A 15413-nucleotide genomic window follows, 5' to 3' on the forward strand; every position below is an offset into this window, starting at 1 on the left:
AGTAAAAGCATTGATGGACTTAAATAGTTCTGTATAGGGTTTAACTCTTATGAGAATGAAGTATAAATAATTTTAAAGAAACTTCACCCTTTCACACTCCCCATAACAATGACCAATCCACACCAAGATATTTAGGTGCATTCTGATCAAAAACCCAAGCAACTTTACTTGAATCAAACGATCGTAATTGATGTCGCAGCACCACCTGAACCAACTAATGTGACTTTTTTTCCTTTCAAATCTACTCCATGAGCATTAAGGTTTTTCACATATCCTTTCCCATCTGTGTTATATCCAATTAATTTACCACCTTTATTTACAACGGTATTAACTGCACCCGTATATTTAGCACTATCATCTAGTTCATCCACATATTTAATAACTTCTATTTTGTTTGGCATTGATACATTGAAGTCAGCCACATTAAGAGCTCTCATCCCTTCTACCGCTTTTTGTAGCGCATTGTTCCCTACCTCAAAGGCGAGATAAGAGTAGTTTAATCCTTTTAATGTATAGCCTGCATTTTATACAAAAACAACAAAGCTCCATTAATGTAATCATTACAACGTAGTACTTAAGATCCCCTGCAAATTTATATCAAGTGTTCATTTAGTTTCTTTATGTCCGAAGGTTAAGGTGATTAATACTGGTGAAATATTTCTTTTACACACCAAGATTTCATGTTTATTTTGCAAACAAAATGAACCATATCTTTAAAAGGAGCTTTTAAAGATATGGTTCAACTTTATGATTATTGCTTCCCTAGGCGAATAACATTCCAAGAAAGCTTTGGTAATACAGCTGTTAGCATGCCACTCTCAAGTTTAGCATCTCCATTTGAATGTGGTGTAACAGGTGTACCTTTTGCAGAATTTGTTTGCTTAATATCATCATTCTCAAGAACGATATGTTCTATCACCTTATATCCTTCGAAGTTACGAATATCGCAATCTAAATGCAGTCCCTCTTGTAGGTCACGGTTTACGGCAAAGATTGTTAATTGTTCATTTTCTTCATTATAAACAGCAGTAGACTCAAGTAAAGGAACATCAGTAAAGTCTTTACTATCATATTTCGGACTAGAAATGATCGGATTTAATGCAACCCCTCTTCCAAATACAGAAGTGTGCATATAAGGATAGAAGATCGTTTGCTTCCATGCTGTTCCATTGTCTTCAGTCATAATTGGAGCAATGACATTTACTAGTTGAGCTAGGCAAGCAATTTTCACACGGTCAGCATGCTTTAATAATGTGATAAGCATACAACCTACTAATAAAGCATCTTCAAAATTGTAAATATCTTCAAGCTGTGGTGGTGCTACACTCCAAGGTTCAATTTTCTTATCCTGCTCTCTACTATGGTACCAAACATTCCATTCATCGAATGAAAGATTAATATTCTTTTTACCATGTTTTTTGGCTTTAATATAATCTGCAATCGCTATGACAGATTTAATAAAATCATCCATTTCTAATGATAGAGCTAAATAGTTTGAAATTTCATTATCGTGGTTACCGTAATACTGGTGTAATGAAATAAACTCTACATGGTCATATGTATGATCTAATACAGTGGCTTCCCAATCTGCAAATGTCGGCATATTACGGTTTGAGCTACCGCATGCAACTAACTCAATTGTTGGGTCAACCCATTTCATCACTTTTGCAGCTTCTTGTGCTATACGTCCATATTCAGCTGCCGTTTTATGTCCAATCTGCCACGGACCATCCATTTCATTTCCTAGACACCATGTCTTAATATTATATGGTTTTTTCACACCATGTGAGATCCGTAGATCACTATAGTAAGAGCCTTCAGGATGGTTGCAATACTCAACAAGGTTTCTAGCAGCATCAATGCCACGTGTTCCTAAATTTACAGCCATATTAACCTCTGCGTTTACAAGCTCTGCCCATTTCATGAATTCATTTGTACCAATTTCATTTGTTTCAGTCGTACGCCATGCTAACTCTAATCGGCGTGGACGCTGTGCAACAGGACCTACTCCATCTTCCCAGTTGTAACCTGATACAAAGTTTCCACCTGGGTAACGAACAAGCGGTACTTGTAACTCCTTCACCATTTCAATGACGTCTTGACGGAAGCCATTTTCGTCCGCTTGTGGATGGCCCGGCTCATAGATTCCCCCATAAACAGCACGACCTAAATGTTCAACGAAAGACCCGTAGATCCGATTATCAATTTCCGAGATTTTAAAATCCTTTTCTAAGATCATCTTTGCTTTTTTACTCATAATGTTCTCCTTCCATATTACAAAAAATAATTTTTAATCAATTTTTATTGAGAGAAAAGGGTCAGATCACTTGCATCCAGACCCTTATTCAATACTTTTTCATTTACGTATTATTGCATGTTCGCCTCAACAGTTTCTTGTGCTTGTTTTAATGCTTCTTCAGGTGATTGTGATTTCTGTCTTAGGACATTATTTAATGTGTTGGTATTTAACTCCGTTAAAACATCTGGATAATGTTCGGTTACTTTAATACCATTAATTTCATCTTTAATTTCTAATAATGTATCAAAGATGTCGTTACCAAAGTATTGATAGAACTTGTTATCTTCACGAACAGCAGGATCTTCCCAAACATCCCAACGTGGAGGATCAAAACCTAAAACTGTCCATAGCTTAATATTTGCTTCCTTAGAAAGTTTTGCAAATGCTAAGAACTCTTTTGCAAGTTCTGCATGCTCTGTTTGGTTTGTAACAACTGTACCTGTTCCACCAATACCAACGGAACGATCTCCGCCTTCTTCCCATGCAGGCATTGGACGAATAACCATCTTACCTTTTAAGTCAGGCATGTAGTCTGTGAAGCGTCCCATATACCACATTGGCATAGAAATGGAAGCTGCTTTTCCTTCATTCATAAAAGCATAAAATTCTTCAGCATGTGGTTCCCCACCTGGAGTTAGCTCTGCAATTTTATGTGTATAAAGCATGTCATTTAATAAAGAAAGGGTATTTACATTCTTTTCACTATCTACAGTTAAGTTACCATCAGCATCAAATAAATCAGACTCTTGCTGACTAATCATTTGTTGGAAAGTTGTTGCGTCACCAGTATGTACTGTTGTCATAACAGCATCTGTGTTTGCAACGACTTTTTTACCTGCTTCAACATAGTCATCCCATGTTTTAATTGACTCGATATCAACACCTGCTTGATCCATAATTTCTTTGTTGTAATACATAACAGTTGCCCCAACGTGAGTAGGCATTCCGTAGTATTTTCCATCCTTCGAATAAATATCAAGACGAGATTCAATAAAATTATCCATTTCAGGTTCAACATATTCATTCATAGGTAACAGTTGTGGTTCACCTTGTAAAAAGTTTGGAAAACGACCTACTTCAATATCAGAAATGTCAGGTGCACCTTTCCCAGATTGTAAAGCTAATAATAAATTGTTGTGCATTTGATCGTAAGGGAATGTTTCAGCAACAAGTTTAATTGGTTTATCTGGATGAAGTTCATTCCAACGAGGTACTGCATCTTTAAAGAATTCCATGTGTAATTCAACAAAAGTCCAATACTTTAATTCAGTAGCATCTTCAACGTCTCCACCTATTACTTCTGATTCAGTTGCTTCACCAGAAGTTGAGTTTCCACCTTTACAGGCTACCAACAAGAAACACATTGATAAACCCAAAAGTATAGATAACAAACTTTTCATTTTCATTTTTTATCCCCCTAATTATCATTATCAAAAACTGGAGTGCTAACAAAAAGTTTAACGTTGGAATACTCACCTCCCTTAAGTTTGAAAAACCAAAAAACTTAGTGAACACTTACAAAAACTGGTTAAATCTAAACCTTTGGCTAGTATTCTATTGACTTTTAGGAAGTTCTTCAAAACCCATAATTTATATAGGTACTATTTATCGATTATCTACTAGTTGACTATTTAACCCTTGATCCATTTTCTTGAAAATTTGCAATGAAAACCACATAGACCCACATCCAATTGCACTAAATGTGAAAAATGGGATAAGACCTGGATAACTAAGGGAAAAATAGATGATAGAAACCATCACCAACCCACACATAATCGTATAATGAATTTTGGATAATCCGATAATGATCGCATTTTTAATATGTTGTCTCCATGTAGCCTTGTAATGGACTAGCAATGGAAAAGCCCAGATTAAGAGAATTGTATAGAAAAACACAATGAAGTAAAACGCAAATGGAATAACAAAAAACAGTTCACCTGTAGAATTGCTGATCAATTGATAATTGATGAAAAGGATGATACCAGCGATAGATAAAATCCACCCTATGATATTGGCAGTTGCAAATTCCTGCCGGTATATTTGCTTAAATGTATTCCAAATTTTTATCTCATGTTCTCCCATGATCCATTTCCGAGCTACTCCTAATAGAGCAGCCGTAGCTGGAAATATACCAGCTACAAATAAGCCAAGGATTGAAAAGAAAATCCATAATACATTTAAGATGACAAGGCGCGAAATCCACTGAAGTATATAATCTAGTTTTGATACAAACTGTTTTCCATTCATTTTACTATCCACCTCTTTACTCTGGCGCTTCTATTATCCTTTCACTCCACCAACAGTAAGTCCAGCTACAAAATAACGTTGGAAGAAGATAAAAAGGATGATGATTGGTACGATTGTCATTACTGAACCAGCGATTAATATATCGTAGTTATTCCCATATGGTGTTAATAAGGTTGCTAAACCAATAGGTAATGTAAACATATCGTTTGATCTTAAGACAATTAATGGCCACAAGAAGTTATTCCAGCTTCCCAACCCTTGAAGAATTGCCATAGCTGCCATCGAAGGTGCCATGAGTGGTAACATTATTTTAAAGAAAATTCCGTATTCAGATGCACCATCAATTCTAGCTGCATCCATTAATTCTTTTGGAAGACCAATTGCATATTGTCGGAAAAAGAAAACCGCAACTGGTGCAACGACTGCTGGTAGAATAACAGCTGTGTAGGTGTTAATTAGGTTCATATTGATCATTAATTGAAATAAGGGTAGCATGAGTATTTCAAATGGAACCATTAAGATAAAGAGAACAAATCCAAAGATAAGATTTCTTCCTTTAAAATCATATAATGCCAATGCATATCCTACCATTGAAGAGAAGAACAACGATAAGATAATGGTAATAGCTGAAATGGATAAGCTGTTAATAAACCAACTCCAGTAATTACCGCCTTGAGTAATGATGTACGTATAGTTATTAAGACTTAACGTACTAGGATCAAATACTAAACTAATTCCATTTCGCATTAATTCCGAGGAAGGCCTAAATGACGAGATTAATAAATTTAAGATTGGGAATAATGCAATAAATGAAATGATGATAAAACTTATGTTAGCAACCCAAACTAAAAGAGAACTTTTTTCCTTTTTCATTTATGCATCCTCCTTTTTAAATGCTCCAGTTAAAATTAACTGAATGAAGCTAACAACAAATATGATTAGCATCAAGACAACTCCGATTGCAGCACCAAATCCCATATCATTTTGTTGAATACCTTGTTGATATAAATATCCAACGACTGTTAGCCCAATATTTCCTGGTGAACCAGCTTCCCAGAACACGAAGCTTTCTTCAAACATTCTAAATCCATGGATAACTGAAATTGTCGTAACAAAGATCGTAACAGGTTTTAAGAATGGTAAAGTTACATAGTAGAATTTTTTAATTGTTGATGCTCCATCTATTTCTGCTGCTTCATATAATTCCTTTGGTACATTCTGAAGTGCAGCTAAGAAATAAAGAATGTTAACACCCATCCATCTCCAAGAGCAAAGTAGGACCATTAAAAACATTCCCGACCATGCATTGTATCTCCAATCAACTGATCCCAATCCTAACCAGTTCATTATTTGATTGGCCGCTGCTGTATCCGTTTCACCAAACATTAGTCTGAAGACCATACCAGATACGATTGTTGATGCTAATGCAGGTAAAAACAACGATGCACGGAAAAACGTCTTAAATTTTACAATCTTAGAATCTAACAACACAGCTAGAACAATTGGTGTTATCACTAAAATGATGACGGTTAGTATAACGTAAATGGATGTATTTGATAGCGCTTTTAAAAATGTTGGATTAAAAACCCTCGAGTAGTTGGATACCCCTATAAATGTCGTTTGTCCAGGGAGTACTTGTTGAAAACTCATAATAATTGCTTTAATAGATGGATATAAAGAAAACAGTAGAAAAGAAAGAATAAAAGGAGAAACAAATATATAAGGCACTACCTTTTTCGAATTTAGAAATTTAACCAATTTATTTTGTCTTTTAACCGGTATAGCAAGTTCTTGGGATGTACTCTTTGACGTAGGTAACATTAGAAAACCCTCCCTAATAAAACTTAAATAGCTTAAAAGATTTTTCAAAATACAGTTTAACTACTAATACTTTTTAAAAAGTTGAGTCATTTTATTTGTTATCACATTGGTGTTTAGACAAAGATCGTTAGGAACGAAATGACAACGAGGATGTAAGAGTATATGTTCATTTCGTAAAAAGTTTTTTTAAGTTTGCTTGTTCCAAAAACACCTCCAAAATAAATTCTAGTTCTTGAAGCTTCAACTAGTCTAAGCATTCCAAGAAACATCATTGTTAACGCTTACATATAACTCTAAAGAATATATACCTGTTCCTACCACAATTCATATAGATCTCATCACTTGATTGTACGAACGTTTCTTTAAAACCTTTATCAATACTTTCACTCGTCCGTATATGCTTCTATAAACTGATTATATGAAACTGGTAAAATTTTTTCAAGAACTTTTTGAAAATTGTTTAAATAATCACTTTCAATTTATGGAGTAGGTAACCTAATCTTTTCATTTGGTTACCTTTTTACGAAGGTTTAACTCTGCTGTTGAACTCCGTACAATTAAACTTGGCTCAAAAACAACTGATTGTACTTTTTCTGCAGATTTTTTCTGTTGACCATTTTTTTCTTTCACGAGATCTACAATCATATTTGCTGCTGTCTCACCTAGTTTACTCTGAGGGTGAGTAATTGTTGTTAATTTCACTTCCGTTAGATTTCCCATAAAGGAATTGTCAAAGCCAACAAGAGATATATCGTCAGGAACACGCAGGTTTTTTTCTCGAAGTACATCAAGCAAAGTAATGGCTAGTTCGTCATTATAACAAACAATAGCTGTAGGTCTAGAATCTCTATCTAAGTCTAATAGTTTCGTAAGTACTTCTTTTGGCTTGGTTAACTTTTCACTTGAATTATAAGTTATGATCCCATTTGGATTAATCGTGACACCATGATTACGATGAGCTTTTATAAAGCCCTTCATTCTTTTTACTCCTTGAAGGTCATCTGTTTTAAAGAAACTCACTATATTTCGATGTCCTAATTGAATGAGATGTTCGGCTTGAATATATCCACCCTTTTGGTCATTAATCGTTATGCTTAATGGCTCCAATTCATCATAAAATGCGTTAACCATAATATATGGAATGTTTAAACGTTCAATATTTAGGTAGTAATTGATATTGGGGTTTGATGTCGCACTTTTTGTAGGTTCTACAATGACTCCTTCAAAAGGCTCTGTTAAAATCTTTTCTAAAACCCTTCTTTCATTATCATGATCATTATTTGTACTAAATAGACTCACATTGTAGCCGTGTTTACTTAAAAAGGATTCTGCTCCTCTAATAATTGAAGGAAAAATGTAATCCGAAATAAAAGTAGTGACAATGGCAATGTTTTTTTGACTTCCTACACTTGATAACCTTTTATTATGTGTGCGGTCTGCACAAAAAGTACCTGCACCTTGTTCTCTATAAAGCCATCCCTTGTTTACTAACTCCCCAATTGCAATTCGAACAGTATGACGACTTACCTCAAATTGCTTCATTAATTCACTCTCAGAAGGTATTTTTTGGTGAGGTTGAAAGGTTCCATCTAAAATTCTTGATTTAATTTCTTGTTTCACAATGTCGTATTTCGTTGGCATAGGAGCACCTCATCTTGTAAAATTATTAAAACTTCTCTGTATAGACCTATAAATAAAAGTAATAAGGATAAAACTAAGACATCTCTCTTTAACTCTACATTTAATCATCTAAAAAGGCGATTGTTTTTAAGCGTGAAATAAGTTGATCTATTAACCTAATAAATATTAATAAGGGCAGAAAACAATTATTTTAATTAGACAACTTAAAGAAATCGCTTACATAACATTATCTTTCTTGTACGTAAGTGTTCTTTCATTAATCTTAATATAAATTGTACGTATATTCAAATAATTTCCACATAAAACACTTACCTTCTTTAGCCATTTTTCCTCTTAAGAATTTGTACGGAATACCCACCTATAATACTTACTACTTTTAGCTTCCTTTTAACTTTTTAAGCTTTATAAATAAAAAAGCCTTATCCACATGAGATTAAGGCTAAAATGATATAATCTTAAACATTCGAAGTAGCATTTTCGATTTAGGAACCACTTTCTAAACTTCTAGAAAAATAAGAAAGAATATTCTTACACTTTTCTACCAACTAATCTGAAATGTAGCAAGTTGCTTGTCAATATCATTGTTAACATCACTTACTCTTAAGTAAATACCATCCAATGTTATAAATTTATCCGGATATCGAAATGAACGGAATGAGGACCAGCTGGAATCACTTAAGCCTTTGGTTGGAATAAATGTCGCTTCAGCCTTGAAATCATCCGATTCATCATTTCTTGCAAGTTGAAGTGCATAATTTACATTTCTCAAATAATGACCTCGATTCTGCAATGATTCGAAGGAAATACCTGCTTTATCAGCTAGACCAGGAACAATTATCCACTGAGAAGATTTGTATGAATCGAAGGGATAATGGGCGATTTGAGCAAAAGACTTCTCATGTCTCACATAACAGTCCGGAGAGTTGTAGGACTTTAGACGATTCCATTGTGGCTTATCTCCCCAATGATGAAGCAAACGATCAAGTTCTTTTTTAGTAATTCTTGTAACAGATCCATGCTTAGCATTCAACGGTGGATTATAGTCACGTCTATTTAATGGAGTCCATTCTCCTCTTGCTAGATCTTCTGTCTCCCAAACAAACATTCTACCATTCACAGGATAATAACAGTCGCCATAAAGATACCATTTATTCTCTTCATATTTTTTAATGATTATAGATGCTTCGATCATTGGTTCACCTATTGGACGTGTGTACTGATTATGATCAAAACTCCTAGGTTCCAATGAAGCTGAATACGTCCCTTTCATTCGTTTGCCATCAGTTGGAGCCTCATCAGGTGTACGTTCATCCTTAAAATACATATAAAAGCTTCCTTCATGTTCTTCAATCGCTGCATCAATGACATTATATCCTGGATCAAAATAAATGATTGGGTCACTCACAGTTACGAAATCTTCCGTGTAATTGACATAAATTCGGTTTTTATCATCTGTATTATCAGACCAAAAAATTCCATATTTATTTATTTTCTTATCAAAAAAGACCTCGGGTGCCCAGGAGTGCATACCTTCAGAATTCAATTGAAGAAGACGACCATTTTCAAAGGTTATAAGATCTGGAGAATCATAGCACATAATATACTCACTATTCCACATATTCGTTGCAAGTATAACAAAGCTACCATCCTGTTTTTTGTAGACAAATGGATCTCGAAGTCCCCTTTCACCTATTTGAGGATCAAGTATTGGTTTATTGTTGTTGAGAGGGATCCAGTTAAGACCATCATAGCTGTATGCCAAATGCAGTGAAAACTCATTCCCTTCGTTTAGAGGCGTTTCAGTAAAGTATCCCATAACATAAGCAATTTCCTCATTTTTACTCTCTTGATTTACTACAAGCTTTTCGTTCAAATGACCACATCCTTTATCTCTCGAGATCATACTATACCCGAAAAAATTCACTTAAAGTATTACAAAAGATCGTCTTATTTATTTAGTCGAAGCTTATAACTATCCTGCTCACTTGAACTCGCATGCTCTTTTAAAGTCTCTAAACGATCATAGACAGAAACTACTCTTCCTGTATAATGATCAAGTTCTCCATTTGCCATGTAGTATGCATATTGAGGTGCTTGAAATGGTGGGACATCAATCTTCTGTTCAAATAAACCCTCGATATCACTTAAATAACGTTTACCATCTTTTGTATCTCTTTGATAACGGGTCATATCTGTATCATTTAAGCCTGGATCTAAAGCAAATACTTTAATAGGTGTTTCATCTAGCTCTTCAGATAAATTCTCTGTTAATCTAGCAACAGCGGTTTTGGATGTACCATATCCATTACCATATTTAAATGCTCCTATCGTCCCACCGCCTACAACATTTATAATACTTCCAAAGCCTTGGCTAATCATGATTGGAACCACGGCTTGAATACAATGAAATGTTCCAAATAAATTCGTGGTGACATCATTTATCCAATCTGATTTTCGCACCTCCCAAGTAGGTCCAATCGCTTTAAATGCACCTGCATTATTAATCCACACGTCAATTTGTCCAAATTGTTTCATTACAGAATCCACTACACCTTGAATTTCAGTAGGTTGTGTTACATCCATTGATACCATTACATGCTCAGAAGAATATGTATCTAATTCCTCTTTTACTTCTTTTAACCTTTCAGAATCTCTTCCTGTTCCAATTACTTTATATCCTTTTTCTGCAAAAAACAGAGCTGTATTACGACCAATTCCTCTTGTTGCACCTGATATCAAAACAACTTTTTTCTGTTCCATTTTATTATCCTCCTTTACGAATGTGCTAATTGTATGAGCTCCATACTTTTATACACATCCTATCGATTTTGTGATTTAATCCTTAATAACTAGATACGATAAATCAATAAAAGCTAAAAGAATCCCCACTAAAAGTATACGTTTTCATTTCATTCACAACAACTACTGAAAAATTATTGCCATAGTTAAAACTTGTTTAGTTACTATACTATTTTATCGTAACTAAACAATTGGTAGTTTCTGTTTTGTGAACCCTTAAGTACCTATGTTTGCTCATTAAATAGTAAAAAGCACGCCCAATTATGGATGTGCTAGTTTTCTTCAACGTCTAAAATATTAGTTTAAATAGACTGTATATAGTTATTGTACTGCTTTACAAAAGAATATTTCATGACGATTAAACTAAATACTCTTTACTACATTATCACTAATTTTTTTAATAACCTTATTTTCCTTCATATAATGAAAGAAAGCAAAATCAACATGTCCACCAATTTGTGTCGTTGCATAATTAAATAAACCGATGCGATAGCCCATGAAATGATCTAAAGTGTATTTCATGTTCAATGCATCACCCACTTCAATCCATTCAGTCCCATCGATCGAGTAATAGAACTTCGCTACGTCACAGCTATCCTCAAAATTGAATTCTATCTTTACATATATCAGATTCTCTTGAAATGGTATTTTTTCTATTATTTCTTCACTACCATCTCCACTATTTTTCGTCATTGTTACGTAGCGGTCACCATTCTCTGTAAGTTGAATGCCAATGGTTCCAAAGCTATTTTGCAAAGCAATTAATCCTGCATGATCACCAGGTTTCATCTGTGTTATATCCATTAAGGTAATTCCAGTACAGGTTGGTCCTTCTGTTCTTTGTGTTAATGTATTACGGGCATATAAAACACTGTCTGTTAAATATCCAGTTTCCATTCTTAAATAACCTGGTCGTTTAACGAATGACCACAAATTATTGTCAGGATTATGATTCCATTGCCAATTAAGTTCTAATTTATTTTCTATATAAGCAAACTCATCACTAATTACCAAAGGTTGATGGGTTGACTCTGGCAAGTTTAGTTCAAAATCTTTTGGGGCCCTGCCATCAATCCCAATAATTGGCCAACCATCTACCCAGTTAACCGGTAATACATAGGGAATTCTACCAACTGCATCATGATCTTGAAACAACATGGCATACCACTTATTATCAGGAGTATCAAAAATGGCTCCTTGAGCAATCCCTTTATTATGGTAACCCATATCGTCATCAAAAATCACTTTGCGCTCATAATCTCCTAAAAGTTGACCTGAGCGATAACATATTTGTCTTCTCCTCTGGTTTCCAACCTTTGGCCATTCTATAAATAGTAAATAATAGTGTCCGTTCATCTTATAGGCATGACAACCCTCACATCGTAAGCCTATTCCTTCCTTTTCAGTTTCCAAGAGTAATTGATGAACTCCCCTTGGTTTTACTTCTGTCGCGTCCTCTGTTAATTCTGTAATACGAATATCTCCACATCCATAAATAACAAACACCCTATCGTCATCAAAAAACAAAGCAGGATCATGGTAAATTCCCTCAAAAGTAAAACGCTTCCATTTCCCGCCTTCAATATCCTCTGTTTGATATATATAAAACTGATTCATATCATTACTAGAAAAACAAACATAAAATGTACCATTATGATAGCGTAAACTTGCAGCCCATGATCCCTGTCCATAAATTCCTTTTCCATCTAACAGGTTATGACTATCATTTTCCTCTAATGTGTCAAAAACATATCCGACAATCTCCCAATCCACTAAATTCACTGACTTCATAATTGGGCAACCTGGTACGGTATGCATACTTGTACTAACCATATAATAAATTTCTTCAACTCTTATAACGTCTACGTCCGGAACATCTGACCAAAAAATTGGGTTTGTTAAAGTAGTTTGACTCATCATATTTCTCCTTTTTTCATTTCTATCCAGTTTCTTTACTTTCTATGATTCTAGTATATATTCAATTTCTTAGTTAACTTTTTATTCTGTATTTATATTTAAAACTCCTTTATATTTGTAACAATTCATCATGACACCACCTGAAATTAATACACTTATTATTCAAGAAAACCAGCAAGCCTTTCCCCAATAAAAACCAAGGAAAGGCTCGCTTAATTTTAATCATATAATATAACCAATCCTACTATTGAAAAGAACAGACAGATTAGATTTAAATAAGCAAACCTAGTAATTTATTCAGATACTCTATATCTTCCTATACTTATTTCAATGTAAAAATTAATCAATCAATAGTTTGAATACCACTGGCTTATCGCTACTAACTTGATCTGTAGTAATCTCCAAACCATCTTCTGTACGATTCCAACTCGGTTTTTCCTCAAACCCCAAAATGGAAATGTTTTTAATTATGCCATGAAAATGAGGTAGTTTTGAAGCATCTTTTTCTGCAAGAGACTGGATATTTACTTTTCCATCTTCCGGATAATTTAATACTGTTGCATAAAGATAAGAGCCATTTACAGTAAAGCGTATGTCTTCTGAAGTGAACTCTTTTGATTTGCTATCTGTAAACTGTCCCTCCTGGATTTCTGTAGGTCCCTCACCAGACTTCCTCCATACTTTACTATCATAAATAGCCTCACCATTCACTTTTAACCAATTACCAATTTCTAACAATATAGTTTTATCCTCATCAGGTATTGTCCCATCTGCTTTTGGTCCTATATTCAACAATAAACTACCATTTTTGCTCACAATATCAACAAGGTCACATATAATCTCATTAGCAGTTTTATAATCATTATTTTCTGTATAACACCATGAGTTTTTGGCTACAGAAGTATCAGTTTGCCAAAAATACGGCTTCTGTTCTGAAAATTGTCCTCTTTCTATATCTACTACTGCACTACCAAACATAAAGGCATCATGTTTATAGTTAATAGCAACATCCATGCCCCATTCATCAGCACGGTTATAGTAATACGCAGCAAACTTTTTTAGATATGGTTTTACTGCATGATGCTGTATCCACCAGTCAAAATACATAATTTTTGGTCGATAACGATCAACTATTTCACAGGTGCGAATTAACCAATCCTCAAGAAATTCCTCAGACGGTGATGGACTAAATAGATCTTGATGATTTGGCTCCGGCATAGCCGCCCAATAAAAATCTCCTTTCTCAAGCGGTTCTTTAATGTCACTATCAAATTCTTTACCATGGCCCATAAAAAACCAGTGTTCGATACGATGAGATGATGCGCATAATGAAATGTCTCTTTCTTCTAACGAATCGCCTAATTCACCAAGGATATCGCGTTGTGGTCCCATTTCATAGGCGTTGAAATGAGAATAATCACTCTTATACATTTGAAATCCATCATGGTGTTCTGCAACAGGCATTACATATCGGGCTCCAGCCTCCTTAAAAAGGTCAGCCCATTCCACTGGATCAAAACGTTCTGCTTTAAACAGTGGGATAAAATCTTTGTACCCAAATTCCTTATGATTACCATAAGTTTTTACGTGATGTTCAAATTCTTTTGAACCCTGAATATACATATTTCTTGAATGAATACCATTCACTTCCAAAAGCAGGAACTGAATATACTCCCCAATGAATAAAAATTCCAAATTTTGCATCACGGTACCACTTTGCTAACTCGTACTTCGAAAGTGAATCCCAATTATCATCATACTTTCCTTCTTTAATCACTCGATCAATTTCTTTTAAATAATTTGTATATTTTTTATCAATCATAATCTTTCCTCCTCTTATGTATAAACAAGAACTTGTTTAAAAGATGAAATGAATAATAACTTTAAATTAGATTGACTAAACTATGAGCGATGAAATATCACTCCTCTACTTGTAATGCTTTGATCAATTCTTTTCAAATGATTGATTTATATTTTTTAACACTTAAAATTTCCGATTTATCCATATACAACGATCTTATCTATATGTAAACTTGCAGATCTTAAACTAGAAATTACTAATTACTACTAGTGATCCATATTTTAGGTATAATCAATTCACATAACTTATTCTGAAATAGCACCTTTTTTTAGAATTATGTTTGCATAAAGAGCTTTTTCACCAGTTGCTATTATCGCATAGGCATTTTTTGCTCTATCGTAAAATGCAAATCTCTCTACGTATTCAAAGGGACTCTCTATTGAAGTTTGTTTCGCTATTATTGATTCGTACTCATCCCAAATTGGTGTTTCAACAGGATCTCCCTTAACAACCTCCATAAGTGCAATGGGGTGTTTCGTATATGTGTCAATAGGGAATAACTCTAAAATTGACTCTAATATCTCTGTTGCACTATTCCCATCACAGCGGATCACTTTACTACCATGACTTGCCGCAGGGAAATTTCCATCAGCTAGTACGATTTCATCGCCATGTCCCATTTCCATTAATACTTTTAATAACTCAGGGGAAATTATTTTTGGTATGCCTTTTAACATTTTTACAGATACTCCTTATCTAACAGTTTTTATTTTTAGACTTAACGATCAAGATTAATATTTCCCGCGCTTCATAGATCATTAAAAAATGATAATGTTTTTTATCATCACATGTATTTACAATCAAAAAAGGCACTATTTAAATGGCTTA

Annotated in this window: 12 protein-coding genes and 1 pseudogene; all 13 read right to left on the bottom strand. The window is 34.2% G+C overall.

Features of this window, described 5'->3' with window-relative positions:
* Positions 1-179 precede the first annotated feature (179 nt).
* A pseudogene (locus WCV66_RS24960) lies at positions 180-506 on the bottom strand (shikimate dehydrogenase family protein); the annotation flags it as partial.
* Between the two features lie 245 nt (positions 507-751).
* Positions 752-2260 carry an alpha-N-arabinofuranosidase gene (locus tag WCV66_RS24965; RefSeq protein WP_338789556.1) on the bottom strand — a complete coding sequence of 503 codons (1509 nt, stop codon included), beginning with the start codon at positions 2258-2260 and terminating at the stop codon, positions 752-754.
* A 107-nt stretch (positions 2261-2367) separates the two neighbouring features.
* On the bottom strand, positions 2368-3705 hold the full coding sequence (locus WCV66_RS24970) for an ABC transporter substrate-binding protein (RefSeq protein WP_066323897.1): 1338 nt from the start codon (positions 3703-3705) through the stop codon (positions 2368-2370).
* Positions 3706-3904: 199 nt separating this feature from the next.
* On the bottom strand, positions 3905-4546 hold the full coding sequence (locus WCV66_RS24975) for a YesL family protein (RefSeq protein ID WP_338787293.1): 642 nt from the start codon (positions 4544-4546) through the stop codon (positions 3905-3907).
* 33 nt (positions 4547-4579) lie between these two features.
* Positions 4580-5419 carry a carbohydrate ABC transporter permease gene (locus tag WCV66_RS24980; protein ID WP_338787294.1) on the bottom strand — a complete coding sequence of 280 codons (840 nt, stop codon included), beginning with the start codon at positions 5417-5419 and terminating at the stop codon, positions 4580-4582.
* Positions 5420-6367: a carbohydrate ABC transporter permease gene (locus tag WCV66_RS24985; RefSeq protein WP_066323892.1), complete on the bottom strand. Its 948-nt coding sequence runs from the start codon at positions 6365-6367 to the stop codon at positions 5420-5422.
* 504 nt (positions 6368-6871) lie between these two features.
* Positions 6872-8008, bottom strand: a complete 1137-nt coding sequence (locus WCV66_RS24990) for a GntR family transcriptional regulator (protein WP_066323891.1) — start codon at positions 8006-8008, stop codon at positions 6872-6874.
* 538 nt (positions 8009-8546) lie between these two features.
* Positions 8547-9881: an AbfB domain-containing protein gene (locus WCV66_RS24995; protein ID WP_338787295.1), complete on the bottom strand. Its 1335-nt coding sequence runs from the start codon at positions 9879-9881 to the stop codon at positions 8547-8549.
* Between the two features lie 74 nt (positions 9882-9955).
* A complete protein-coding gene (locus WCV66_RS25000; protein ID WP_338787296.1) occupies positions 9956-10768 on the bottom strand; it encodes an SDR family oxidoreductase in 813 nt (270 codons plus the stop codon).
* A 402-nt stretch (positions 10769-11170) separates the two neighbouring features.
* Entirely contained in the window at positions 11171-12724 is a 1554-nt protein-coding gene (locus tag WCV66_RS25005; RefSeq protein WP_338787297.1) for a glycoside hydrolase 43 family protein, read from the bottom strand.
* A gap of 339 nt (positions 12725-13063) precedes the next feature.
* Positions 13064-14428, bottom strand: coding sequence for an alpha-L-fucosidase (locus WCV66_RS25010; protein WP_338787298.1), 1365 nt, complete (start codon positions 14426-14428; stop codon positions 13064-13066).
* Positions 14319-14546, bottom strand: a complete 228-nt coding sequence (locus WCV66_RS25015) for an alpha-L-fucosidase (RefSeq protein WP_338787299.1) — start codon at positions 14544-14546, stop codon at positions 14319-14321. The genes WCV66_RS25010 and WCV66_RS25015 overlap by 110 nt, the downstream gene beginning before the upstream one ends.
* 284 nt (positions 14547-14830) lie before the next feature.
* Entirely contained in the window at positions 14831-15262 is a 432-nt protein-coding gene (gene fucU, locus WCV66_RS25020) for an L-fucose mutarotase (RefSeq protein WP_338787300.1), read from the bottom strand.
* Positions 15263-15413: the final 151 nt, after the last annotated feature.

Origin of the sequence: Metabacillus rhizosphaerae, assembly GCF_037201795.1 — a bacterium.
GTDB lineage: Bacteria > Bacillota > Bacilli > Bacillales > Bacillaceae > Metabacillus > Metabacillus rhizosphaerae.

Excerpts from the sequence above, each read along its gene's own strand:
- WCV66_RS24985 (WP_066323892.1), bottom strand. The coding sequence starts at position 6,367 with ATGTTACCTACGTCAAAGAGTACATCCCAAGAACTTGCTATACCGGTT.
- WCV66_RS24990 (WP_066323891.1), bottom strand. The coding sequence starts at position 8,008 with ATGCCAACGAAATACGACATTGTGAAACAAGAAATTAAATCAAGAATT.
- WCV66_RS25000 (WP_338787296.1), bottom strand. The coding sequence starts at position 10,768 with ATGGAACAGAAAAAAGTTGTTTTGATATCAGGTGCAACAAGAGGAATT.
- WCV66_RS24975 (WP_338787293.1), bottom strand. The coding sequence starts at position 4,546 with ATGAATGGAAAACAGTTTGTATCAAAACTAGATTATATACTTCAGTGG.
- WCV66_RS25010 (WP_338787298.1), bottom strand. The coding sequence starts at position 14,428 with ATGCAAAATTTGGAATTTTTATTCATTGGGGAGTATATTCAGTTCCTG.
- WCV66_RS25015 (WP_338787299.1), bottom strand. The coding sequence starts at position 14,546 with ATGATTGATAAAAAATATACAAATTATTTAAAAGAAATTGATCGAGTG.
- WCV66_RS25005 (WP_338787297.1), bottom strand. The coding sequence starts at position 12,724 with ATGAGTCAAACTACTTTAACAAACCCAATTTTTTGGTCAGATGTTCCG.
- WCV66_RS24970 (WP_066323897.1), bottom strand. The coding sequence starts at position 3,705 with ATGAAAATGAAAAGTTTGTTATCTATACTTTTGGGTTTATCAATGTGT.
- WCV66_RS24980 (WP_338787294.1), bottom strand. The coding sequence starts at position 5,419 with ATGAAAAAGGAAAAAAGTTCTCTTTTAGTTTGGGTTGCTAACATAAGT.
- fucU (WP_338787300.1), bottom strand. The coding sequence starts at position 15,262 with ATGTTAAAAGGCATACCAAAAATAATTTCCCCTGAGTTATTAAAAGTA.